This window comes from Stappia indica (genome assembly GCF_001696535.1).
GTDB classification, from domain to species: domain Bacteria; phylum Pseudomonadota; class Alphaproteobacteria; order Rhizobiales; family Stappiaceae; genus Stappia; species Stappia indica.
The window spans coordinates 247,109-270,751 of the sequence record NZ_MBQE01000004.1 but is presented as its reverse complement, the minus strand read 5'-3'; the positions used below and the strand labels follow the sequence as shown (position 1 = coordinate 270,751).

Genomic DNA, 23,643 nt, shown 5'->3' with positions numbered 1-23,643 from the left:
CCCGGCGCTGCCAGCGCCGGTCGGACGGCCCTGCGGCCGCCTCACGAGTCGAGCGCGCCCGGCGCGCGGCTCGTGGCAGTGGACCCGGCGTCGAGCCGGGCCATCGGGTGCAGCGGGAAGGTCACGAGCGACACCTCCCACAGGTCGATGTCGAAGATCCGCCGCAGCCCGCTCTGCGGATCGCGGCGGGCGGAGCGGGTGCGAAAGCCGATGGAGAGCCCGTCCAGCGCGCCGGCTGCCACCAGCGCCGCGGCATCGCGGCCCGTGCGCGTGTCGGTGACGAGGCGCCCGCTGAGATACAGCCCATGGGCGTCTTCCCTGGCGCTGTCCCACACGCCGATGGGCCGTGCCGGATCGTGCTGCCACAGGAAGCGGATGCCGTGCGCCCCGCGCTCGGCGAGGCTGCGGCGGAAGGCACCGCGCATCACCATGTCGAGCGCATCGTCCGGCGCGCCGAAGACGCTGGCATAGCCGGAAATGCGCGTCGGCCGGACGAGAGCCCGCCCGCCCTTCGGCTCCGCCCCGCCGCCGTCGCGGCCGAAGCGTCCTGCCGCCAGTGCCCGCATCGCCAGCGCGGCGCCGTCCCGCTTCACCGGGCTTTCGGTCTGCGCCCGGCTCATGCGCCGGCCCCGGCGCTCACCGCGCTTCTTTCGACGGCGGCGCGCAGCACCAGCACGAAGCGAGCGAACACGGCCCGGTGCGCCCGCTTCACATGCGGCGCGCAGCGGATCGCCTCCGATGCGGACATCCGGGAACCTGATGTCTGGAAACCGGGCACGCGCGCGACCGCGCGCGCCCCAACACGGTGCGTCATGATCTGGATCTCCCTTTGGTGAATTCGAAATGCGAGCGGTCTGCGCTCCCCTCTCCCCCCTTGAGGGGGAGATGTCGGCGCAGCCGACAGAGGGGGGTGAGCGGCAGCCCCCTACTCGTCGCCGATCATCCGGTTGAGCCGGGCGATGGCCTCGACGAAATCGTCGAAGCGGCGGTTGGAGCGCACCATCTCGCGCAAGCTCCACACCAGCAGGCTCGACGAGGAGCCCGCCCATAGCAGCAGCACCAGATGGGCAAGGTCCCCGCGAGCCGCCACCTCGCGCAGTGCCGGCTCCATCATGCGCCCTCGCCCGCCCCCGAAGCCCCGGAGCCATCTTCTTCCGCGCCGTAGCCGACCGCCTGCCGCTTCTCGGCTCGCGTCAGGAACGAGGCCCGCTCGACCCGCTCCCACAGGGCCGCGCGCTCCGCCGACAGCGCCTCGATGGCATCGGCATCGGGCACCAGCCGCAGGTCCGCCCCCTCGCGAGGGGACAGCCACCGCGCCAACGCCTCGCCGACGCGCGCGGCCAGCGGCAGCACGGTCTGGCGCCAGAAGGCGCGGTTGGCCTCCTGGTAGTTGGCAAAGGTGTTGTCGCCGGGGATCGCCAGCAGCATCGGCGGCACGCCGAAGGCGAGCGCGATTTCGCGCGCCGCCTGGTTCTTCGCCTCGATGAAATCCATGTCGCGCGGGGTGAAGCCCATCGGCTTCCAGTCGAGCCCGCCTTCCAGCAGCAGCGGCCGCCCCGCATTGGCCGGCCCCTGGTAGCCGGCCTCCAGCTCACCCTTCAGCCGGTCGAACTGCTCGTCGGTCAGGTTCGCCGCATCCGCCCCGCCATAGACCAGCGCGCCGGAGGGCCGCGCCGCATTGTCGAGCAGCGCCTTGTTCCAGGCCCCGGCGGCGTTGTGCAGGTCGAGGCTCACCTGCGCCGCCTCCAGCGGAGCAAAGCCATAGTGATCGTTTAGCGGGTGGAACACCTTCAGATGCAGCACCGAAGGATGGCCGTCGCGCGGGTCGGCGGGAAAGCGCACCGTGCGCCCGGCGACCGTGTAATCGAACGCCTCCGGCCAGCCGTCGCGCCCCGGCACCACGCGCACCCGGTCGGGCCGCAGCGCGTGCAGCTCGCGCGCCCTGCCGTCGATATCGACCCTCTCCAGATAGGCATTGCCGGCGACCTGCAGGTAGCCGTGAATTTCCTCCAGCAGCCCCTGCCCGGACTGGCCCGGCGAGGGCCGCGACAGCAGGTCCAGCAGCGGATGCGTGTCGAGCTCGCGCGCCCCCTCGTAGAGCACCAGCGGCACGCTGGCCGCCGCCTCAGCCACCATGCGCACGGCCCGGTGCACCACCGGGTTTCGCGCATATCCCTCGCGGGCGAGCGCCGCATAATCGCGCGGCGTCCACACCGCGCGTCCGCCGCCCGAGAGCGCCAGCAAGGGCCCCGCGCGCGAGGCCTTGGCCTCGGTCGCGGGTCGAAGAACAGAATCAAGCAGGCCTCGCAACCCCATGATCGCGCATCCTTTTTCCGGTCGACTTGAGAAAGTGATTCCGCTGCCTGAGACATCGATTCAAACAGATCGATCGAGGTGCCTCGCATCGTGATTCAACGCGGTGCGGCGGGTCCTACAGACTGCGCAGGCGCGGGCTGGCGAGCGGCTTCAACGCCAGCTCGTGCAGCGCATAGACCAGCGCGTCGAGCCGGTCGGGCGAGTGGCCGGCCGACAGCCCGTCGGAGGTGAATTCCGCCATCTCGTCTTCGAGTTCGGGAAAGGCGCCGACATGGCGCACCCGGCCCTGCTCGTAGAGCATGGCGACCGGTTCGGCGCGCAGCCACTTGCCCCGCCGCGCCCGCACCTCGGCGACGGGCACGCCCGGGTCGACTCCGTTGATCACCGCGCCCACCATCTCGCCGCCCTGGTTCACCTCGGCGACCAGGCAGTCGGCACCGAGCGTCCGCCACAGCTCCACCGCCGCCCGGGCCCAGCGCGCCGGCTTTGCCGCCCGCACGCTCGCATCCGCCAGCACATGGACGATGCCTGCCGCATCGATGCCGGCCGCAACGATGCCGCAGGCGTCCGAGCGGCGGGACGAGCCCGCCGGCGGATCGACCGCGACGACGATGCGGGTGAGCTCGTCCGGCCGCCGGTCAGTGCGGCAGCGCTCCAGCGCGTCGCGGCTCCACATCGCGCCCTCGCGCTCGCCGACGATCTCGCCGTCCAGTTCCTGCCGCGCCAGCCGCGTGCCGCGATAGCGGGCGCGGATCGCGGTGATGAAGCCCTTGGCCAGATGCGCCGCGTTGGCTTCCGTCGCCGCGCGGGTCACCACGGTGCCCTCGTCCCCGATCAGCCGCTTCAGGAGCGGGATCGGTCGCGGCGTCGTGGTCACCAGCTGGCGCGGATGGGTGCCGAGCCGCAGACCGAATTGCAGCATGTCCCAGGTCTCCTGCACATGCCGCCACTTGGCCAGCTCGTCGCACCAGGCCATCTCGAATTGCGGCCCGCGCAGCGCGTCCGGGTCCTCGGAGGAAAACACCTGCGCCACCGCCCCGCACGGCCATTCCAGCCGCCGGCGCGAGGGCAGCCATTGCGGCCGCTCCGAGGCCGGGTGCACGCCGAGCAGGCCGGAGATCCCCTCCACCATCACCTCGCGCGCATCCATCTGCGTTTCGCCGACCAGCGCGATGCGCAGTTCGCCACCCCGTCCCTGGCGCGCCGCCGCATTCACCGCCGCGCGCAGCCATTCGGCTCCGGCGCGGGTCTTGCCGGCGCCGCGCCCGCCGAGCAGCAGCCACACCCGCCAGTCGCCCTGCGGCGGCAGCTGGTGCTCGTGCGCCCAGATCGTCCAGTCATGGCGCAGGAACCGCAGCTCCGCCGCCGTCAGCCGCGCCAGGAAGTCCGGCAACCGCCCCTTCGCCGCACAGGCGGTCAAGGCGCTGCGCAAGCTCGTGCCTGAGTGCATCCTCGTCCCTCCCCGCCGGGTCCAGTTCCCTCACCCCGCCACGCAGATCGATCAGGACGTCGAGCGTCCGGGCCAGGCTGCCCAGCGTGCGGGCGTTGCGCTCGGCCAGTTGCGAGGCCTCCGCCCGGTCCAGCTTCAGGGCGCGGGCGCGGCCGATTTCCAGCTCGATCGCCTCCACCTGCCGCTCGAACGCCTCCGCCAGCCGCCCCACCAGGCAGGCAAGGCCCTGCGTGTCGCCGGCGGCGATCAGCCCGCGCACATCGCCCGAGCGCACCCAGCCTTCCGCCTGGATGTGCCGCAGCACCGTGCTCTTGGCGACGCAGAACCGCTTCACCACCCCGTCCACATCCAGCGCGCCGCTCTCGTAGAGCTGCCGCGCCTCCGCCCAGGCCTCGACGCCCAGATGCACCGGCACCTTGCGGTCGGGAGCGGCCGCATCCGCCGGGGTTGGCTTTTTGGTTTTGGCGCTCGGCGCCTCGGGATCGGCCGGCAGGGTGTCAGCCGGTGCCGGTTTGTCCCTGGCTTCGGCCCCGTTCTTCGCCCCCGGCTTCGGCTCGACCGTTGCCTTTGCCCGCGCCGTCGTAACGCCCGCCGCCTCTCGGGCTTCGGCCTCTTCCGGGGATTGCGCGGCACCGTCCGTTGGCGCCTTTGAACCGGCCATCGGCTCCTCCCTGTTTGATATCGGGATCATGTTCGGCAAGGATCGAGAGACGGCCCGAGATGGAGGCACGACCTCGCCTCCCCTCGGCCGTCACCCCGGCCAAGCGCAGCGCGACCCGGTGCCCATTGGCTGCCAGAGCGGTGGCGAGGGCGCGCGGACCGAGCCCCGCGCTCCCTCTCCCCCCTTGAGGGGGAGATGTCGGCGCAGCCGACAGAGGGGGGTGAGCAGAGGCAGCGACGGCACGCCGCCCTCTCCCCTCGTCATCCCGGCCGAAGAGCCGGGATCGGAGAGCCGAGAGCCTTGCAGCAACGCACAAATAAAAAGAGCGCAGATAAAGAGGCGACCGCCCTGCCTCGCCGGTCCCGGGTCGCGCTTGCGCTTGCCCGGGAAGACGCCCGTGAGGGTGGAGCGACAAACCACCCGCCAGAAACACAAATGGCGGCCGAACCAATCGATCCGCCGCCATTGCCAGGCCGCAACTGTGCGACCATGCCTGAACCCTACCCGACCACCGTTACGGTGTCAAGGATTTTTTTCCTAGAGATCGTTGCGACTGGTCGTGGCAAAGTTGCGCCAGGAAATGGAGGGTCAGATGGCTGAAAAAGATCAACCTAGCTCTATATACATTTCACTCATGAACGAAATTAAGATCAGACTAAAATACCTTGAAGATAGTCTAGATGGGAAATATGGTAAAAATATTCAGATAACGAGAGAGAATTGCTTTTTGCAATTAAGATTTGTTTGCGAACTAATTGCACTTGGATGTTTGGTCGCGCATGAAAATACAGTAGGAGCGAAACGCCTTCGGAAACGCTGGCAAGCAAACGAAATAATCTCTGAACTGAACAAGTTGCACCCGGAATTCTATCCACAACCAATCGACCTTAGACGAGATGAGAATAAAAACTTCGTCGCTCAAATTTTAGAGAATGATCATCTAAAAAAGGAAGAGATAGGAATCCTATACGGACGGTGCGGAGATGTTTTGCACAGAGGAAAATTAAAGAACCTACTTAAAAATAAAAACTACACAAATAACAGAGATATTTTCAGGGATATTTTCGAATGGCATCAGAAAATAGTAAAACTCATGAATGTTCACTACATTTCGCATTCCGACGGAAGTACTGGATGGGTCGTAAAGATGACAAACGACCCCACAACGGGATCACCCGCCATTCTGATCACAAAACGGGAATACTTTGTCGATAGTCAATCCCTCACTCGATAAACCCCACCCGGATCTTCTCGTCCATCGGGTTCTCGCCCGGCCAGTCGGCGAGGAAGTTCTCGTAGTCTTCCAGCGGGATGCCGTCTTCGGGAAAGGTCTGCCCGCGCACCGAGATGCCGGCGGCATGCACGGTTTCCGGGTCGCCGGAGACCAGCGGGTGCCACCAGTAGAGGTCGCGTCCCTCCGCGACCAGCCGGTAGGCACAGGTCGGCGGCAGCCAGGAGAGCGTCGGCACCAGCTCGGCGGTGAGCTGCAGGCAGTCCGGCACGGTGGCGAAGCGATTGTCGTAGTCCGAGCAGCGGCAGCTCTCGCCGTCGAGCAGGGTGCAGGCGAGCGAGGTCCAGACGATCTCGCCGGTGTCCCAGTCCTCCAGCTTGTTGAGGCAGCAGCGCCCGCAGCCGTCGCACAGGGCTTCCCACTCGGCCGGGTTCAGCTCGTCGAGCCGCCTGCCCTTCCAGAACGGTTCGCCGGCCCCGCTTGCGCCGTGCGCCGCCTCGTCCGCCTGATTTGTTGATCGCTCTGCCACCGGCACATCCTTGAAAGGTCCGGCGGATCGGGGGTAAAACGGATCGCGCCGGGTCGCTCCCGCAGCGGGAACCCGCCCACGGCCATAGCAGAACGGAAGACCAAGGTGAACCAGCGATCCGGCGATGCCGACCCGCAGGACAACCCGCAGCCGGCCCCGCCTTCGGGGAAGCAGCCGTCGGGGCGGCGCCCGTTCGGCGCCCGCGTGCGCTCGGCCATGCTGTCGGTCGATGCGTGGGTCGACACCGCGCTGTGGCGCTCGTTTTCCGGCCTGCGCGCAGGCGCGGAGGGCTATTCGGCCTGGCTGCGCCGGTTCCGCGCCCGCGGTGCGGGGCGTGTCGCTGCGGAGCTTGCCTCCGACGGCGTGACCTTCGGCCTGCTCGGCCTGATCCTGATGCTGGCTCTCGCCCAGGACGCCTTCCAGCAGACCGAGCGCGCCGACTGGCGCACCACCGAGGACTTCTCCGTCACCTTCCTCGACCGCTTCGGCAACGAGATCGGCAAGCGCGGCATCCTGCTCAATGACACGGTGCCGCTGGAGGAGATCCCCGACCACCTGATCAAGGCGGCGCTGGCGACCGAGGACCGGCGCTTCTTCTACCATTTCGGCATCGACGTGATGGGCACCATGCGGGCCATGGTGGAGAACATGCGCGCCCGCACCGTCGTGCAGGGCGGCTCCTCGATCACCCAGCAGCTGGCCAAGAACCTGTTCCTGTCGAACGAGCGCACGCTGGAGCGCAAGATCAACGAGGCCTTCCTGGCGCTGTGGCTGGAGATGAACCTCTCCAAGCGCGAGATCCTCAAGCTCTATCTCGACCGCGCCTATATGGGCGGCGGCACGTTCGGCGTCGCCGCCGCGTCCGAGTTCTATTTCGGCAAGAACGTGCGCGAGCTGAGCCTTGCGGAATCGGCCATGCTCGCAGGCCTGTTCAAGGCGCCGACCAAATACGCCCCGCACATCAACCTGCCGGCGGCGCGCGCGCGCGCCAACGACGTGTTGACCAACATGGTCCAGGCCGGGTTCATGACCGAGGGCCAGGTGATCGGCGCCAGGCGCAATCCGGCGGTCGCCATCGACCGCAGCAAGGACCGCTCGCCGGACCACTTCCTCGACTACGCGTTCAACGAGGTGAAGGAGCTGGCGCGCACCCATCCCGCGCTCGCCAACGACCGCATCGTCACGGTGCGCACCTCGCTCGATCCCGGCCTGCAGCGCCAGGCCGAGCGCGCCGTTCTCGAGAACCTGCGCCAGCATGGCGAGCGTTACCGGGTGCGCGAGGGCGCCGTCGCCGTCGTCGTGCCGGAAACCGGGGCCGTGCGCGCCATGGTCGGCGGGCGCGACTACGGCGAAAGCCAGTTCAACCGCGCGGTCGACGCGGTCCGCCAGCCCGGCTCCTCGTTCAAGCCCTTCGTCTACATCGCCGCCTTCATGAACGGCTATTCGCCCGCCTCCGTGGTGCCCGATGCGCCGATCTCCATCGGCGGCTGGAGCCCGCGCAACTACTCGCGCGGCTATGCCGGCCCGGTGACGCTGAAGACCGCGCTGACCAAGTCGATCAACACCGTGCCGGTGCGCCTCGCCCAGGCCATCGGCCGCGACAAGATCGTCGACTATGCCAAGGCGATGGGCATCACCACCGAGATCAAGATCACCCGGCCGCTGCCGCTCGGCGTCGCCGAGGTGAAGGTGCTGGACATGGCCGCCTCCTATGCCAGCTTCGCCAGCGGCGGGCTGAAGGTCGTGCCGACCGCGATCCTCGAGGTGCGCAATTCCGCAGGCGACATCATCTACGAGCAGGCCAACGACCGGGCGCCGCCCGAGCGCATCTTCCCGGAGGAAAAGGCCGGCGAGATGAACGACGTGCTGGTCAACGTGGTGGAGAACGGCACCGGCCGGCGCGCCCGGGTGGAGGGCGTCACCGCCGCCGGCAAGACCGGCACCACCCAGGCCTATCGCGATGCCTGGTTCGTCGGCTACACCGGCAACTACGCGGCGGCCGTGTGGTTCGGCAATGACGACTTCACCTCCACCGCCCGGATGACCGGCGGCAGCCTGCCGGCGATGACCTGGCAGTCGATCATGGAGTATGCCCACAAGGGCATCGAGCTGCGGCCGATGCCGGGCGTCGACCGCCCGGCGCGCGAGGATGGCGCCATCCCGGTCGCCGAGGGCGCCGGCTCCGACCGGCCGCGCCTGTTGCGGGTGCAGTCCATCGCCGTGCTGCAGGAGATCGGCGCGCGGCTGGATGCCATCGGCAAGCGGGCCGAAGCGCCCGCCGCGCTGCAGCTTTCAGGACAGGCGGAGCCCGTCGCCCGGTGACACTCGCCCTTTTCCACGATCCGGAGACCGACGGCCTGCGGCCGGACCGGGTGCCCTCCATTCTGCGGCGGCGCCGGCGCAGTCTGGCGCTGGATCTCGCCATCGTCATCGCCGTTGCGATGGCCACCGGCTTTTCGACCGCCTATCTCGCCGTGGAGCGGGCGCCGGCCTTCGGCGCGCTGCGGCTCGGCGTGTGGGAGGCCCGGCCGCGCCAGGGCACCCGCGAGGCCGATCCCTATTCCACCGCCACCCATGCCCGCACCGGGCGCGTGCCGCTGGCCAGCGGCGAGGGGCTGATGTTCCTTGCCGAGACCGACAGCACCGGCGCGGCGCTGTCGCCGCGCTGCGACTACGAGATTTCCGGCCAGGCGGCCCCGGCCCGGCTGTGGACGCTGGTGGCGCTGGACAGCGAGATGCGGCTGGTGGCCGACGTCTCGCCGCGCAGCGGCGTCGACAGCCGCCACCTGCTGCGCCGGCCGGACGGCGACTTCACCATCACCGCCGCGGCCCGCGCCCGGCCGGGCAACTGGCTGCCGACGTCGAACACGGCGCAGGGTCTGGTGCTGGCGCTGCGCCTCTACGACACGCCGCTGACCACCGGCACGGGCGTCGCCAACGTGCCGATGCCGGAGATCCGCCGGGGGACCTGCCGATGAGCGTGCGCGCCCGCTCCGCTGCACCCGGGCTGCGCGCCCGGCTTCGCGATGCGTTCGACGGCATGGTCGTCGTGCGCGTGCTGCTGCTGGTGCTGGCCGGGCTCTTTCTCGGCGGCATCATCCACATCGCCATCGTGCTCGGCGTGCCGGGCCAGGTGCCGGAAAGCGCCTATGCGCGGGTCGCCGCCTTCGGTCCGGACGGGGTGTTCAACCGCCTGCCGGACGTGGAGGCCGGCGCCGAGCCGCTGCCGATGCTCGACCCGATGATGCTGCATGCCGCCTGCCGCTACGATCTGAACGAGGGCCCGCTGAAGATCGAGGCGGCGCTGCCGCCGCCGTTCTGGTCCTTCGCCCTGTTCGATGCCGGCGGGCGCGCGATCTACAGCCTCAACGACCGCACTTCCGGCGCCGGCGGCAGGCTGGAAGTGCTGGTGATCACCACCGAGCAGCTCAGCGTCCTGCGCGAGAACCCGCCGGAGGGCCTGGAAGACCTCATCGTCATCGAGACCGACGCCACCCACGGCTACGCCCTGCTGCGCGCCTTCGACGGCGAGCCGCTGCTGCGCGAGCGGATCGAGACGGCGATGGCGCAGGCGACCTGCCGCGGCCTGTGACACCGGCCCCGTTCATCGCCGCCGCTAGCATCCCCACCGCCATCGAGGCCCGCATGTTTTCTGAACCCGCCCGGCGCCTGTGCGCAGCCTCGCTTTTCTGGATCGGCACCATGCTTCCCGTCGACGCGCAATCGCTGAACGACCAGCTCCGCACGAGCTTTGCGGCCGGAGAGCTGCCCGGCCTGCACGGCGCCATCATCGACTTTCGGGGCCAGCGGCTCGCCGAGGTCTATTTTCCGGGCGAAGACGAGCGCTGGGGCCTGCCGCAGGGCCTGCAGGAGCACTCGGCCGGCTCGCTGCACGACCTGCGTTCGGTGACCAAGTCCGTCGTCGGCCTGCTCTACGGGATCGCGCTTGCCGAGGGCAAGGTTCCGGCGCCCGACGCCCCGCTCTACGCGCAGTTCCCGCAATATCCGGACCTCATGGCACAGCCCGGCCGCGAGCTCATCCTGGTCCGCCACGCCCTGTCGATGCAGATGGGGACCGAATGGGACGAGGACCTGCCTTACAGCGATCCGCGCAACAGCGAGATCGCGATGGAGAACGCGCCGGACCGTTACCGCTTCATTCTCGAACAGCCGATCCGCGAGGCACCGGGCAAGACCTGGATCTACAGCGGCGGCGCCGTCGCCCTGCTGGCAAAGCTGATCGAGACCGGCACCGGCCTGCCGCTCGACCGCTATGCGCAGGAAAAGCTCTTCGCGCCGCTCCGCATCGAGACCTTCGACTGGGTCGCCGGCGCCGATGGCGAGCCCTCGGCCGCCTCCGGCTTGCGGCTGACGCTGCCGGATCTCGCGCGCATCGGCCAGCTCGTCGCCGATTACGGCGTCCATGACGGCCGGCAGATCGTACCCCGCGACTGGCTGGAGCTGTCGTTCGAGCCGCGGGCCGTGGTCAATGACGGCACGCAATACGGCTATCTCTGGTATCTCGTCGGCGCACCGGAGCGCACCATCGCCGTCGCGGTCGGCAATGGCGGCCAACGGCTGACCGTGCAGCCCGACCCCGGCCTCGTCGTCGCCTCCTTCGCCGGGCGCTACAACGATCCCGAGAGCTGGCAGACCTCCATCAAGGTCCTGCTCGACTTCGCCGTGCCGGAAGCAAAGCGCCTGCTCGGCAAATAGGCCGGCGCACAGCCGACCGCACCCGCCTTCCCTTTTCCGATCCCCCGACCCCGGCCGTGGATAGCGCGCTAGGTCGTGGACTCACAATTCTGTCGAGAAACGGTATGCCCGAACCCGATCGGATACAAGGAGCAAGGCCGCAGGAAACCATTAGGTTTTCAAGGACTTGCGACGCTGTTGCCGGCGGGTTCCGGCATACCCGAAGGGCGCCGTTCGAGCTTCGATCTGCGGCGTCGGATCGCTCGGCCGGGGGACCTGCCCCGGCCATCGCGCTCCTCCTGGCATATCTTTGCCCGAACGAACGCCGTTTCCGGCACAATTGTGAGTCCACGACCTAGCACCTGCGCGGCCCCAGGGCCGGCGCAGCGCGTCCGTGCGCCCCTCTCTCCCCTGCCGCCTCCCCGCCAGACCCGCGCGCTGCACGCAAAAAACAAAGGCGCAACCGCACTTATCCCCGTGCGGGTATTTTTCCCGTAATGATATAGGAATATAAACCTAAAATTGATAAATGGAGGCAGGAATGACTGGAGTGTCGGGAATTTCAGACCTCGGCGGCCTGGCCGTCGGCGTATCCGCGGCCCCTCGGGCCCGTCCGCTGCGGGGGGCGGGATTGCTCGTCACCGCCTGTGTCCTGTCGGTCTTCGAGGTGGAGGCGACCGACCTTGCCCAGCAGAGCCGCGGCCGCGCCCATGTCGCGCTCGCCCGGCAGATCGCCATGTATCTGCATCACGTCATTCTCGGGCGCACGCTCACCGACATTGCCCGCGAGTTCGGCCGCGACCGCACCACCGTCGCCCATGCCTGCCGGCTGGTCGAGGACCGGCGCGACGAGCCGGAGTTCGATGCGATGATCGGCGGTCTGGAGACCGCGCTGCAGGCCGGGCTCGCCGCCCTGCCCGCTCGCCCGCCCGCCATCCAGTCCCAGGCCGCCCGGACCCTGGCCACCCACCCCCTTCCGGCCCGCGCCCTTCCCGTCTGCGGGACGGAGGCCTGAGCCATGGCGCCCTCGCAACGCGCGCTCGACCGTCTTCTCGCCCGGCTCGGCACGGCGCCCGCCTGGCATCTTCAGGAAACGGCGGAAAAGGGCTTGCGGCTGTGCGCCGCCCGCGCCGGACGCGGCACCGCCGGCTCCGAACGCGGCGCCCCGGGAGCAGGCACTCCGGCCTCGCCCGCCTCGCCCTCTCCCGGCTCCTCTTCCTCCCTTGATCCCACTTTTGCTGTCGATCCGGCGCAGCTGCGGGCGGCCTTCGCCGCCGGGCTGGTGGAGCGCGGCGGCAAGGGGCGCCTCGTCCTGTCGCAGGCCGGCCGTGCCCGGCTCCGCCGCATGGCATCGGGCGAGGAGGATTTCGCCGCCCAGCACCGGGAGACCGGGACCCGGCGCATCGCCATTGCCGGGGCGGCCGACGAGATCGTCACCGTCAACCATGCCGAGAGCCCGCTCGCCTGGCTGCGCCGGCGGCGCGGCCGCACCGGCGAGCCGATCCTCGACGACGGCCAGTTCGCCGCCGGCGAGCGGCTGCGCGCCGATCACACCCATGGCGCCATCGTGCCGGGGATGCGCGGCATGGCCTGGTCAGCGCTCGGCAGCGGTGGCGGCAGCAGCAGCGGGCGCGATCCGCGCGGCGGGCTTGTCGAGCTGACCGACACCACGCTGGCCGCGCGCGCTCGCCTGGAACGGGCGATGCGGGAGGTCGGGCCGGAACTTGCCGGCGTGCTGATCGACGTGTGCTGCGAGCTCAAGGGGCTGGAGCAGGTCGAGCGCGAGCGGCGCTGGCCGCCCCGCTCCGCCAAGGTGGTCCTGCTGCTGGGGCTGACGCGGCTCGCCCGCCACTACGGCTACGGCTGAGCAGGCGGCCTGAGCCTCCCCCCTTGTCGCCTTGCGACCGTCCCTCCGCACAAGGGACGCGTGACTTTCTCAGGACGTCATCCCGGCCGCGCGTCAGCGCAGAGCCGGGAACCATTGGCACCCTCGGCCGGGGTGAGGCGGGACGGCATCGCCTCCCCCACCGCTGTCATACCTGCGACAAGCAGGTATCCGGTATCCGCCGGGCAGGCAATGGCGCGAAGCCGGCGCCCCAGGCCGGCACCGCCAAAACCATCAGCTCTTCTGAGCAGTCTGTCTCGCGAGATCCTTCATCCGTGCGACATCGGGCTTATACGGCCTGCCAATCGGATCGAACGCGGCTTTGAACGTAAAGGCGCGGGGATTTGGACCGTTCTCCATCAGCTCCTCGAAACGGCCAACCGCTTCCGCCCAGTCGGGGGTGTCACCTTCCGCAACCCACCACAGGACATATTCCGGGATGTGATCTGCGGGCACGTGCCAGTCTTTGCCGTTGCGCAGCACTTTCCCGTGCGGCCCTTGATACGTTGCCGCCATCAGCGCTTCCAGGGACGCCCACAAGGAGAGGGTCGACGGTGCCCAGCCATCGCCATTGCTGTTCGTCCAGCAGTGCGGGAAAACCTGCTCTCCCCAACTTGAAGGTCCTTCCTCACCCTCGTATCCGGAGCGAGCGACAAATCCTTCTGCATTTTCAATGGCCAGGAACGTTCCCGGCTCGGCTTCTCTGAAGCCCCGTATCCGGTCCGACTGGTAAGGAGCAACAAACTGATTGAATGTGTAGACGGCGAGCCTGTGATCTCGCATCCAAGCCTCCGAACATCGTGATGCGGGATCGTGCCCCGGGGAACCCGAAAGCACATCTACGACACCGCAACCGTTCTCGAAACGGACGGGTGGCGACATCAACCGCCCAAGCCTGCGAGAAAAGCCTGCCTCAGGCCTCGGCGAGTGCGGCGCGGGCATCCGCGCGGATGCGGTCGACCATCGATTTCAGGCCGTTCGCCCGCTGCGCCGACAGGTGCTCCTTGAGGCCGATGCGCGAAAAGATCTCGTCGATATCGGTCCTGGCGATCTCCGCGGCGCTGCGTCCGGAATAGGTGGCGAGCACGATGGCGACCAGCCCCTTGACGATATGGGCGTCGCTGTCGCCCTGGAACACCAGCCGCGGCGCGCCGTCCTCGCCCTGCTCCACCGATTTCACCAGCCAGACCTGCGAGGCGCAGCCGCGCACCTTGTTGGCGTCGGTGCGCTCCTCGTCGGGAAACTCCGGCAGCATCCGCCCCAGCTCGATCACGTAGCGGTAGCGGTCGTCCCAGTCTTCGAGGAAGTCGAAGTTCTCAAGGATGTCGTCGAGCGGCGGGATCATGGGCAGCCATCGGTCTTTGGGCGGTCTTCGAACGGAACGCGGAACGGTCGGACTTTCGTGACCCGCTATATAGTCCGTGCAGCAAGGGATGGGAACCGGGGGCGGCGGCGAGGTTTCGGGCAAAGGGCAGAAGACAAAGAAAAAGCCCGCGGGCGAACAGGGCAGCAGTTCACCCGCGGGCGGCGGTAGGATCCGCCTTCAGTTTGCGCAAAAACGTCGAGAGGCTTGCGGCGGTCCCGGTCGGCGGGCGTACCCGCCGGGCCGGGGACAAAGTATCCGGGCTCAGTCGTGGTCGGCGGGTCGCCGGCCGAAGAGGCCGCAGGGATAAGAGCCTCGGGTCACGGCGGGCGCGACCCGGTGCCGGTTTCGGTCAAGCGGGGCGGTCGGCGCCCTTCGGACGGGGCAGCGGGACCGGGCCGTGGCCGGGCGCCGGGAGCGGCGCGATCTGGGCCGAGCGCTGCTGGGCGGTCGCGTCGGCGGCGGCCGGCATCGCCGGAGCACTGGCCGTCTCGGCGGTGGTCGCCGGTCCGCCCTGCGGCAGCGACCAGACCGGCTCGAGGTCGGTCGCGGTCAGCGTGCCGGTCGTGCCGGTGGTCAGCTCGCCGTTCTCGTCGAGGTATTCATAGATCATCCGCGCACTGACCTTGGCCTTGGCGCCGATCTGCGAGATCGCCTGGCCGCCGGTTTCGCAGGTCTGCGGGTTGCGCTGACAGAAGCCCGACAGGTCGCTGATGGTCGACTGGGCCGCGAAGAACGCGGTCACGGGGTTGATGCCGGCGCTCTCCTTGCCGTCCTCGCCGGTGTCGATCGGCAGGATCAGCAGCACGAGCGCGATCCAGAATGCGCATCTGAGAAGAAAGAACATGGTTGCCGCCCTTGGCTGTCATTTCTGCTTCGGGGCCGGTCGCCGCGAGGCGGTCGCCGGATCCGTTATGCCCGCAATGTAGCACGCATCCTCCAACGCCGAGTTGAGTCGCCGCTCTCAATTTTCCGCAATTTCGAGACGAGTTTTCGCAAAATTCGTCTCAAATTTTATCGAAATTCCCAAGCCTTCCCCAGGGCCGTTTCACGCGCCTTTCCTGCCCTTCGGCGCGCCGCGAAAACTTGAGGTTTCACGGTTCCTTAAGCCGTTCCTGTGACCATCGCGGCACAACAGGTCGAGCAGACGGCCACGCGCCGGAAAGACAAGAATGATGCCAGTTTTGCAGGATCGGCTGAGGCTTGCGGCAAGCCATGTCGATGCCCTGGTCCACCCGGATGCGGCCCATGAAACGGCCGCTCGCGCCAGCCACGGCGCCTTCATCCGCGGCCATCTCGCCTGCGGCGCGCTGGCGCTCGCCCTGCTTCCCCTGATGCTCGCCTTCAACGGAATCACCACCCTTGCGGTGGCGTTGATTCTCGGCTGGCTGACCGCGCATCTGCCGCTCGCCATGTATGTCTCGCGCACCGGCGAGCTCGCGCGGGGACAGATCGCCTCGGCGCTGCTCTTCGCGGTGAGCTTCGGCGTGCTTACCGCGCTGACCGGCGGGCTTTCCTCGCCCGTGCTGCCGCTGCTGGTGCTCGCCCCTGTCGAAGCGGCGCTCGCCGGCCGCCGGCGCGGCATTGTCCTCGTCGTCGCGGTGACGCTGGCGATGGCCGTCGGCCCTGCCCTTGCCGGATGGACCCTGGCTGCCGCGGCCGCGCCGATCGGTGGTTTCCTGCCGGTTCCGCTGCTGGCTGCGACGCTTGCCGTGCTGCATGCCGGCCTGCTGGCGCTGCGCGTCACTGCGACCAACCGGCGCCGCGAGAGCGACCTTGTCCTGCGCGAGGCACGCGCCGGCCTTGCCGCGCGGCTGGCCGGCGAAGCCGTGCTGCGGCACGGGCCCAGTGGGCGCGTCGAGGAGGCCGGCGAGGCGGCCGCACGCATCCTGGGCCTCGGGCATCCGTCCGCTGCCGCGCGGGAATTGACCGGCGACGGGCTGTTCGCCCGCGTCCATGTCGGCGACCGTCCCGCCTATCTCAAGGCGCTCAGCGATGCTGCTTCGGATGGGGCGGTCCAGAGCCTGCGCCTGCGCCTTCGCCGCGGTGAAAACCAGCCGGGCGAGGCCGGCCGTCCGGGCTACATCACGGCCGAGCTGACCGTGCATCCGGCGCCCGGCAGCGATGCCGGCACCTTCAGCGTGCTGCGCGACGTCACGGCCGAGACGACCCTTGCAACGGAACGCGACCGGGCGCTCGCCGAGGCGGAGAAGGCGCGCGACGCGCATTCCCGCTTCCTGGCGACCGTCAGCCACGAATTGCGGACGCCGCTCAACGCGATCCTCGGGTTCTCCGACATCCTGCGCGGGGACATGCCGAACGCCGCCGCCTTCGATCCGCAGCGGGTGCGCGACTATGCTGGCACCATCCACCAGTCGGGCAGCCATCTGCTGCAGTTGGTCAACGACATGCTCAACATGGCGCGAATCGAGACCGGCCATTTCGACATCGCCGCCGAGCGCTTCGATCTGCGAACCTGCCTCGAGAGCTGCCGCCGGATGATGGAGCCGGAGGCCGCGCGCCTCGGCCTGCGCCTGACGGCCGACCTGCCGCTGTCGCTCGGCGAGGTCAGCGCGGATCCGCGCGCCTGCCGCCAGATCGCGTTGAACCTGCTGTCGAATGCACTGAAATTCACGCCGGAGGGCGGCCGCGTCGTGCTGTTTGCCCGCTGCGAGCCGCAGGGCTTCGTCTTCGGCGTGCGCGACAGCGGCATCGGCATCGCGCCGGCCGACCACGAGCGGGTGACGGAGCCCTTCGTGCAGGCCAGCTCCGGCTTTGCAAGGCTGCATGACGGCGCCGGCCTCGGCCTTGCCGTGGTCAAGGGCCTGACCACCTTGAGCGGCGGCCGCATGACGCTGGACAGCCGCGAGGGGGAAGGCACCTGCGTCAGTGTCGCCCTGCCCTCGCTGCCCGCCGAGGCGGGGATATCCGCTCCGCGGCCGACACTTTCGCACAGACTTGCGGCGCCCCGGAGGGAGGCCGTCCGCAGCACGGGACATGACATCAAGCGCAGCGCATGAGCGCCAGGAAGAAGACTGAGAGAATGAGCCGTTCGCCCCGAAACCAGCCCGCTCCCGCCGCCCGGCGCGGACGACGGCACGAACCGCTGCCGCCGGCGCGTCCTGCGTCCCAGGGCCTGGGCGCCGTCGCGCTCGACAATCCGGTCGCCGCCGGCGGCTGGCTGGTCATGGCGCTGACGGGCGGGCTGATCATCGCCAACGCTCTCGTCTTCCAGTCCGGCCGCCACCCGGCGCCCTTCTTCGCCACCCGCGAAGCCCCGGTCAGCGCGCCGGCCGCGCCGGTGGTCACCGAGGCGCAGCTGGAGCGCCAGCGGCTGGTTCGCGACATCCAGGTGGAGCTGCGGCGCCTCGGCATGTATGGCGGCCTGCTCGACGGACTGAACGGCCCGGCGACGGAGCGCGGCGTGCGCGCCTACCAGCGCGCGCGCGGCCTGCCCGAGACGGGCGATATCGATACCGCGCTGCTGGCCCGCCTTGCCATGGACACCGGTGCGGACGTGGACAACCTTCCGCCCCTGCCCCCGCTGCCTCCCCAGACGGCACCCGGTCACTCGTCCTCGGGTCAGCCTTCGCCGGCCGCGTCCAGCGCCTCGAACCCGTCGACGGGCTCGGTGCGCACCACCCGCGTCACGCCGCCGGTACCCAGCCCTTCCGCACCCCGCGCACAAACCGTCTCCGCGCCGGTAAATGCCGGCCCCGTGCCGCCCGCCTCGGTCGGCAGCAATGCGCTCAGCGGCGACCGCGCCCGCATTGCCCGGTTGCAGGCGGCGCTGTCGGAAATGGGCTATGGTCCGATCAGCGTCGACGGATTCGCCGGCGAACAGACCGCCAATGCCATCCGCCGGTTCGAGCTCGACCGGGGCCTCGCCATCACCGGCGCGCTCGGCCCGATGGTCGAGCAGGAGGTGGAAAAGGTGCTCGGCCGGCCGCTGTAAGGCCAGGGCGGGCCGGGCTGACCGCCCGGCTGCGCCCCGCGAAAGGACTGCCATGCGCCTGACTTCCGGTTTCTGGGTCTCGGCCCTGATCCGTCGCTGCTTCGGCGAGAACGCCTGGGCCGGCGTGATCTCCAGGGGCGCGGAGGAAGCCGGCGCCATCTATCTGGTGGTCGACCGGCGCGACGGCACCTGCGATCTCTACGGCCCTGCCCCGCAAAGCCTGTTCATGGACGCGCCCGTCGGCGACCGGCTGTTCGAGCGTCTTGCCGAGCGCGCGGAGCGGGAAAAGGTCGAGGCGCGGCTCGCCTCCGAACGGCGCATGGACCCGGACATCTGGGTGGTCGAGATCGAGGACCGCGAGGGCCGCACCTTCTGGGACGTCGCACCGGACTGAGCGCCGATCCCTTCCCGCTGATCCCTTCCCGCCGATCCCTTCCCGCCGATCTCTTCCCGCGGCCCCTGCCGCCGAACTCTATCCCCGCCCCGGCCCGCCGACCGCATAGTGGCTTGCGAACGACGAGAGCGGGGCCGATGGGGACTAAATATACAGGCAGTGGCGGCGACGGGGATATCCCGCTTTCGGGCATCCATGCGAGGGTGACCGCGCGGCTCGGCGTGCCGGCGGGGATATCTCCCGCCGACGAGATCCGCTGGCTGGAGCGGGCAGCAGCGGCGGAGCGGCAGCTCGGCCTTGCCGGTTCCTGGGCCCATGACCCGAACCGGCTGCTGGCGCTGAGACAGGCACGCGCGCTCGGCGCAGCTCTTGCCGAAGCGCAGGCCGGCGGCTCGCTACCTCCGCAATAGTCCTGCCTCAGTCCTTCCAGGGAATGGCGCCTGCCGGCACGTGGCGGGCGAGTGCGTTGACCGCCAGCATCACCAGCACGGTCGCGACCACGGTCACGCTCGACATGGCGGCGGCAAGCGTCGTGTAGCCGCCATCCTCGTAGTTGAAGATCGTCGTGCCGATCGTCTCGTTGCCGCTCGACCACAACAGCGCGGAGACCGTCACCTCGTTGTAGGAGGTGAGGAAGACGAGGATCGCGCCGGAGGCAGCCGCCGGCGCGACCAGCGGTGCGTGCACCCGCGTCAGGCGGCGGAAGAAGCCGGCGCCCGAAACCCGCGCCGCATCGTCGAGGCTCGCATCCACCTGCATGTAGGCGGCCATCACCGAGTTCAGCCCGATGGCCAGGAACACCGCCACATAGGCCAGCAGGATAATCGCCATCGTGCCGTAGAGGCTGACGCCGAGCACCGGCAGCGGACGCAGGAACATCAGGATGAAGGCGATGGACATGACGAGGCCCGGCACCGCGTAGGCGACATCGGCCTGGGCCGCGACCAGTCCGGCCAGCCGGCGCGCCATGCCCCGGCGCATGGCCAGGAAATAGCCGAGCAGGATCGACAGGCCGGCGATCAACAGCGCGGCCAGCGCGGCCGCTATCGTCGAATTGGCGAAGGCGCGGAGCGTTACCGCCTGACGGAACAGGATCTCCGCGTAGTTCTCCAGCGTCAGGCTGCTTGCGACCAGCGGCAGGCCGTAGGTGCGCATCAACGAGGTGGCGAAGAGCGACAGCGCCGGCAGCAGCAAGGTGGCCGCCAGCAGCATCCAGACGGTCGCCTCGACGGAAAGACGGGCACGGCCCAGATCGACGGCCAGCGGCTGTTGCGGCAGTCCGACGAGTGCGTTGCGCATGCGCCGCTGCAGCAGAACCTGGATCGCGACGAGGCCGAGGGTGACGATGCCGAGCAGCATGGAAATCAGCGCGACATCGCCGATCACCGAGGGGCCGTAGCCGGCCAGACGCCGCCAGATCAGCACCGGCAACGTGGTGTAGCGGGCGGGAATGCCGACCAGCGCATTGATGCCGAAATTGCCGAGCGCGCTGACGAAGGCGAGCACAAACCCGGCCAGGAGCGAGGGCGCCAGCAGCGGCAGCGTGATTCGCCACAACAGCCGCGGGGTACGGGCGCCGGAGACGCGGGCGGCATCGCTGAGCTCGCGCGGAAAGGCGCGCAGGCCCGCCCGCACCACCAGGAAGACGATGGGCATGTGCTGGAACGAGAGCAGCGCGACGAGGCCGGTCAGCGAGTAGACCGGATGCGGCGCGCCGGCCGCCGGCGCCAGCCCCAGCGTCTGGAGCACCGGGGATGCGGGCCCCAACGCCTGGCTCCAGGCGATCGCCGTCACATGCGGCGGGATCATCATCGGCAGCAGGATAAGGAAGACCAACGGCGCCTTGGCCCGCACGTTGGTCAGCCCGAGAGCCAGCGCCAGCACGGTGCCGAGCACGGTGGCAAGGCAGGCGGAGAGCAAGCTGCTCTCCAGCGAGTTCCACAGCGCCCGCTGCACGGAGCGGGAGGCAAGCGTCTCGGCAAGGGGACCGAGCGACAGCCCACCCTCGCTGGTCAGGCCGATGGCGAAGAGCAACGCCAGCGGCACGCCGCACAGCAGCGTGACCAGAAAGGCGACGGCGGCGAGGGAGAACCCCTCGCCGCCGGCAATCGTGAAGGCGGACGGACTGCGCAAGCCTCGATTACCCGCCGAAGATCTCTTCGAACTTCATCTTGTTGGCGGCATCGCCCTCGAGCGCGGCAGCCGGATCGAAGTTCAGCAGCTTGATCTTGTCGCGGGAGGGGAAGCCCTCCGGCGCGGGCACGCCCGGATGCGCCGGCAGGTAGCCCTGCGAGGCGGCAAGGGCCTGGCCCTCTTCCGAGATCAGGAAATCGACGAAGGCCTTGGCGGCCTCGACATTCTTCGCAGTCTTGAGGATCGCGACCGGCTCGGTGACGGCAGAGACGCCCTCTTCCGGGAAGACGAAGGCCACCGGCGCGCCCTCGGCGGCGCCGCGGATCGCCATGAAGTCGACCAGGAAGCCGTAGAGCTTCTCGCCGCCGGCAACTGCCTTGTAGACGCCGCCATTGCCGCCCTGGGCCAGCGCGCCCTGCTCCGACAGCCCTTCGTAGAAGGCCCAGCCGAGATCCGGATGGCTGGTCACCGAGATCATGTGGATGGTCGCCGCGCCCGAAGTCAGCGGCGAGGGCATCGCGAAGCTGTCCTTGGCCTCCGGCTTCAGGAGGTCCTTGTAGGACCCGGGAACCATCGAGGCGCCGGTGTTGTAGACGATGCCGGTGGTGATCAGCTTGGTGGAGAAGTAGGTGCGGTCCTTGTCCATGATCGCCGGATCGTAGGCGGAGACGTCCGCGCCCTCGTGGGCGAGCAGGCGGCCTTCCTTCTTCAGGCTCTCCATGGTCACCGTGTCGGCAATCAGCAGCAGGTCCGGCTGCGGGTCGCCGGCGGCGAACTCGGCCTGCAGCTTGGCCATCACCTTGGACGTGCCGTCGCGAACCCACTCGATCTCGAGGCCGGGATGCTTGGCCTTGAAGGCATCGACGGTCTGCTGCGCATCTGCATTGGGCTGGGAGGTGTACAGCACCAGCTTGCCGGACAACTCGGCGAAGGCCGGCGTTGCGAGCGAAACCGTCATGAGGGCTGCGAGCAGCTTGGTCTTGATCATGCGAAACCCCGTGAATGGCGTGGTGTCCCGTTCGTCGCGAACGGGCGCGATCAGGGGCCATAGCAGGCGCATGTAACAGTTTCTTGTGCCCCGGCCCAGACGCTCAGGATTTTTTACGGGGGCCAGCCGGCCGTCAGCCGGCATCGCGGCGCGAGGGTGCCGCCGCCGGAGTGGTGGACGGCGTCGAGGCGCGCCCGGCCTGTGCGTCGCGGCGCTCGGCATGGGACACGCCGCCATAAGGCGAGACGAGCCCTGCCCCGCGCGCGCGGGCGAGCGCGGCGCGCGGCGCCTCCTCGCGGGCCGTGGCCAGTTGCTCCACGGCGCTGGCCGGGCCGGCATGCAGCCCCTCCATCACCAGCATCGCGGCACGCGGGGTGACCCGGTCGTGCAGGGCGACGAGGCCGCGCAGGTGCTCCAGCGCGGCCGTCTGGCCGAGCACCCGAACCAGAATGCGGCCGCTTTCGCTGTCGCCGGTTCCGAGCGCCCGCAGCGCCAGAACCAGGGCCTCCCCGCCGGGGTCGTCGACGATACGGGCGGCGGTTTCCGCCGGCAGCGCCAGCGCATGGGCAAGGCGCGCGGCAAAGACGGCGAGGCCGCCGGACAGCGCCGCCTCGACGAGCGCCTCCAGCACGGCGGGCTTGAAGGCAACGTTGAGCAGCTTCGGGTCGCCGCGACGGGCGAGCTCGGCAAGCGCGCGCGCTTCCGCAGCCGCGATCGCCTCCATCCGGCCGGCGCTGTCGAGGTCGAGGAACAGGGCGAAAAGCAGCGGCGCCGGCAGGGCGTGACGGCGGGCAAGATCGGCGGCCAATGCGCGCAGCATGTCCTCGCGCGCCGACAGCAGTTCCAGAACGCGCTCATCCGGCGGGCAGTCGGGACGGGCGAGCAGCACCTTCAGCGTCGGCGCATCGGCATGGCGCAGCAGCACGCCGGCGACGGTCCCCGGCATTTGCGAGCGTGCGGCGATGGCCCGGTGCACGGCGGCATCGCCGCTGGCGGCCCGGGCAATGAGATCGGTCTCGGGCAAGGCGGTCTCGGCGGCCAGAGCCGCGGCGGCAATCTCGCTGTCGGGATCGGCGGCAAGCAGGCTGAGGCACTCCGGCGGCGTCTCGGGCGCTGCGGCAAGCAATCGCGCGATGGTCAGGCGATGCTCGGCCGGCGTCTCGGGCAGCAATTGGCGGAACAGCTCGGCGAAGATGCGTCGCTCGGAAGCATCGTGACCCTGGCGCGCGACATAGAGCTCGGTGGCGGCCAGCAGCAGCCCCGCCTTGCGGGCCTCGCCCGGCTCCATCGGCAGGTCGATAACGCCTTCCATCGCCCGGTGATGCGGACGGCGGCGATCCGGCACGCTTTCCTCAAGGGAAGCGCCGGGAGACAAGGACTTGCCTGAAACGTCAAAGGAACTGGACACGGGCCGGGACTGCCTGCGCTACGCATTTACACGCGCCCGCCACCATCGGCCCTTCACGAAGTGAACCTTCCGGCAGCGAACTGCGTAAAACTGCCAGAAAAGCGTTAGCGAGTTGTTAACCCTGACTCGTTCCTACTGACCTAACGGCAGTAGGTATCGCGTGACCTGCCAGGGGTCTGGGGCCGGAGCGCCACCGCGCACCGGGTTGGCTCATGGAGGGTGCTATGGGCACCGTGCTGAACTTTCACTGCGGTTATCGGCCGGGGCGTCCCGCCCGCCGGACCTCGCCGCGCGGCCGCCACGTCTCGGCGGAGATCGTCATCTTTCCAGGCGTGAGGATCGAGCGTCACGACGACGTTCAAGCGCTTGATCTCGGCGCGCGAATCGGGCGCAAACAGGATAGCCTTGAGCACCCGGGTCTGGACCGCGATCCCGGCAAGGCTCACTGAGCCGGACCGCCCGCCCCGTCCGGGGCGTGCAGGCCACGACGGGAAAGAGCAAAGCGTGACGATCCGCCGTCCGACAGTGCTAGCGGCCACGGCAAGGAAGCCGGGGTCCGCGAGGCGACAGAACGCACTGCGCCCTGCGTCTTGGCGTACGCTGCTGCTTGCCTCGGCCAGCCTGTCCCTTCTCGT

General features: G+C 69.2%; 25 protein-coding genes. 12 read left to right on the top strand and 13 right to left on the bottom strand.

All coding sequences use genetic code 11. The annotated features are described in order from the left end of the window. Positions 1–41: 41 nt before the first annotated feature. The 6 genes from BBX35_RS15600 to BBX35_RS15580 all read right to left on the bottom strand — a co-directional run bounded on the left by BBX35_RS15600 (position 42) and on the right by BBX35_RS15580 (position 4,427). A complete protein-coding gene (locus tag BBX35_RS15600; RefSeq protein ID WP_244271640.1) occupies positions 42–620 on the bottom strand; it encodes an HK97 family phage prohead protease in 579 nt (192 codons plus the stop codon). Beyond that, positions 617–814, bottom strand: a complete 198-nt coding sequence (locus BBX35_RS23440) for a hypothetical protein (protein WP_141687873.1) — start codon at positions 812–814, stop codon at positions 617–619. The genes BBX35_RS15600 and BBX35_RS23440 overlap by 4 nt, the downstream gene beginning before the upstream one ends. 111 nt (positions 815–925) lie before the next feature. Then, entirely contained in the window at positions 926–1,114 is a 189-nt protein-coding gene (locus BBX35_RS15595) for a hypothetical protein (RefSeq protein ID WP_199270398.1), read from the bottom strand. After that, positions 1,111–2,316, bottom strand: a complete 1,206-nt coding sequence (locus tag BBX35_RS15590; RefSeq protein WP_067221940.1) for a phage portal protein — start codon at positions 2,314–2,316, stop codon at positions 1,111–1,113. Before BBX35_RS15590 ends, BBX35_RS15595 begins: the two co-directional genes overlap by 4 nt. A 115-nt stretch (positions 2,317–2,431) precedes the next feature. Then, positions 2,432–3,736 carry a DNA-packaging protein gene (locus BBX35_RS15585; RefSeq protein WP_083206359.1) on the bottom strand — a complete coding sequence of 435 codons (1,305 nt, stop codon included), beginning with the start codon at positions 3,734–3,736 and terminating at the stop codon, positions 2,432–2,434. Beyond that, positions 3,654–4,427, bottom strand: coding sequence for a hypothetical protein (locus BBX35_RS15580; RefSeq protein WP_067221937.1), 774 nt, complete (start codon positions 4,425–4,427; stop codon positions 3,654–3,656). Before BBX35_RS15580 ends, BBX35_RS15585 begins: the two co-directional genes overlap by 83 nt. 592 nt (positions 4,428–5,019) lie before the next feature. Here BBX35_RS15580 and BBX35_RS23435 point away from each other — a divergent pair. Continuing rightward, positions 5,020–5,661: a hypothetical protein gene (locus tag BBX35_RS23435; RefSeq protein WP_141687872.1), complete on the top strand. Its 642-nt coding sequence runs from the start codon at positions 5,020–5,022 to the stop codon at positions 5,659–5,661. On the opposite strand, the gene BBX35_RS15575 is transcribed toward BBX35_RS23435, so the two are convergent. Next, complete coding sequence (locus BBX35_RS15575) at positions 5,651–6,187, bottom strand: YcgN family cysteine cluster protein (protein ID WP_067221935.1); 537 nt, start codon at positions 6,185–6,187, stop codon at positions 5,651–5,653. The genes BBX35_RS23435 and BBX35_RS15575 overlap by 11 nt on opposite strands. 105 nt (positions 6,188–6,292) lie before the next feature. On the opposite strand from BBX35_RS15575, the gene BBX35_RS15570 reads away from it, so the two are divergent. From BBX35_RS15570 to BBX35_RS15545, 6 genes are all read left to right on the top strand, one after another. Continuing rightward, entirely contained in the window at positions 6,293–8,509 is a 2,217-nt protein-coding gene (locus BBX35_RS15570; RefSeq protein ID WP_083206358.1) for a transglycosylase domain-containing protein, read from the top strand. Then, positions 8,506–9,165 (top strand): DUF1214 domain-containing protein, encoded by a 660-nt coding sequence (locus BBX35_RS15565; protein WP_067221933.1) that lies wholly within the window; start codon positions 8,506–8,508, stop codon positions 9,163–9,165. The genes BBX35_RS15570 and BBX35_RS15565 overlap by 4 nt, the downstream gene beginning before the upstream one ends. After that, entirely contained in the window at positions 9,162–9,779 is a 618-nt protein-coding gene (locus tag BBX35_RS15560; protein ID WP_208979858.1) for a DUF1254 domain-containing protein, read from the top strand. The genes BBX35_RS15565 and BBX35_RS15560 overlap by 4 nt, the downstream gene beginning before the upstream one ends. A 53-nt stretch (positions 9,780–9,832) precedes the next feature. Beyond that, on the top strand, positions 9,833–10,903 hold the full coding sequence (locus tag BBX35_RS15555; protein ID WP_208979857.1) for a serine hydrolase domain-containing protein: 1,071 nt from the start codon (positions 9,833–9,835) through the stop codon (positions 10,901–10,903). 520 nt (positions 10,904–11,423) lie between these two features. After that, entirely contained in the window at positions 11,424–11,897 is a 474-nt protein-coding gene (locus tag BBX35_RS15550) for a helix-turn-helix domain-containing protein (RefSeq protein ID WP_083206357.1), read from the top strand. Positions 11,898–11,900: 3 nt separating this feature from the next. Continuing rightward, positions 11,901–12,749 (top strand): DUF6456 domain-containing protein, encoded by an 849-nt coding sequence (locus tag BBX35_RS15545; protein ID WP_067221930.1) that lies wholly within the window; start codon positions 11,901–11,903, stop codon positions 12,747–12,749. A gap of 252 nt (positions 12,750–13,001) precedes the next feature. Here BBX35_RS15545 and BBX35_RS15540 read toward each other — a convergent pair whose 3' ends face one another. The 3 genes from BBX35_RS15540 to BBX35_RS15530 all read right to left on the bottom strand — a co-directional run bounded on the left by BBX35_RS15540 (position 13,002) and on the right by BBX35_RS15530 (position 14,977). Further along, entirely contained in the window at positions 13,002–13,550 is a 549-nt protein-coding gene (locus tag BBX35_RS15540) for a DUF3291 domain-containing protein (RefSeq protein ID WP_067221929.1), read from the bottom strand. A gap of 130 nt (positions 13,551–13,680) precedes the next feature. Beyond that, the gene (locus tag BBX35_RS15535) at positions 13,681–14,112 is read right to left on the bottom strand and encodes a SufE family protein (RefSeq protein WP_067221927.1); all 432 of its coding nucleotides are present in this window, start codon (positions 14,110–14,112) and stop codon (positions 13,681–13,683) included. Positions 14,113–14,482: 370 nt separating this feature from the next. After that, complete coding sequence (locus tag BBX35_RS15530; protein WP_067221925.1) at positions 14,483–14,977, bottom strand: DUF5330 domain-containing protein; 495 nt, start codon at positions 14,975–14,977, stop codon at positions 14,483–14,485. 325 nt (positions 14,978–15,302) lie between these two features. Between BBX35_RS15530 and BBX35_RS15525 the strand changes: the two genes are divergently transcribed. From BBX35_RS15525 to BBX35_RS15510, 4 genes are all read left to right on the top strand, one after another. Continuing rightward, the gene (locus BBX35_RS15525; protein WP_083206356.1) at positions 15,303–17,150 is read left to right on the top strand and encodes a sensor histidine kinase; all 1,848 of its coding nucleotides are present in this window, start codon (positions 15,303–15,305) and stop codon (positions 17,148–17,150) included. A gap of 23 nt (positions 17,151–17,173) precedes the next feature. Further along, positions 17,174–18,085: a peptidoglycan-binding domain-containing protein gene (locus tag BBX35_RS15520; protein WP_067221922.1), complete on the top strand. Its 912-nt coding sequence runs from the start codon at positions 17,174–17,176 to the stop codon at positions 18,083–18,085. Between the two features lie 52 nt (positions 18,086–18,137). Beyond that, positions 18,138–18,479: a DUF1491 family protein gene (locus tag BBX35_RS15515; RefSeq protein ID WP_067221920.1), complete on the top strand. Its 342-nt coding sequence runs from the start codon at positions 18,138–18,140 to the stop codon at positions 18,477–18,479. 137 nt (positions 18,480–18,616) lie between these two features. Beyond that, positions 18,617–18,889 (top strand): hypothetical protein, encoded by a 273-nt coding sequence (locus BBX35_RS15510; RefSeq protein ID WP_067221919.1) that lies wholly within the window; start codon positions 18,617–18,619, stop codon positions 18,887–18,889. Positions 18,890–18,896: 7 nt separating this feature from the next. Here the strand turns inward: BBX35_RS15510 and BBX35_RS15505 are convergent, their stop codons facing one another. The 3 genes from BBX35_RS15505 to BBX35_RS15495 all read right to left on the bottom strand — a co-directional run bounded on the left by BBX35_RS15505 (position 18,897) and on the right by BBX35_RS15495 (position 23,008). Then, positions 18,897–20,612, bottom strand: coding sequence for an ABC transporter permease (locus BBX35_RS15505; RefSeq protein WP_083206354.1), 1,716 nt, complete (start codon positions 20,610–20,612; stop codon positions 18,897–18,899). Positions 20,613–20,619: 7 nt separating this feature from the next. Continuing rightward, positions 20,620–21,597: an ABC transporter substrate-binding protein gene (locus BBX35_RS15500; RefSeq protein ID WP_425274605.1), complete on the bottom strand. Its 978-nt coding sequence runs from the start codon at positions 21,595–21,597 to the stop codon at positions 20,620–20,622. A 136-nt stretch (positions 21,598–21,733) separates the two neighbouring features. Next, positions 21,734–23,008 (bottom strand): DUF2336 domain-containing protein, encoded by a 1,275-nt coding sequence (locus BBX35_RS15495; protein WP_171901469.1) that lies wholly within the window; start codon positions 23,006–23,008, stop codon positions 21,734–21,736. 224 nt (positions 23,009–23,232) lie between these two features. Between BBX35_RS15495 and BBX35_RS15490 the strand changes: the two genes are divergently transcribed. Then, positions 23,233–23,457, top strand: coding sequence for a hypothetical protein (locus tag BBX35_RS15490; RefSeq protein ID WP_141687870.1), 225 nt, complete (start codon positions 23,233–23,235; stop codon positions 23,455–23,457). Positions 23,458–23,643 lie beyond the last annotated feature (186 nt).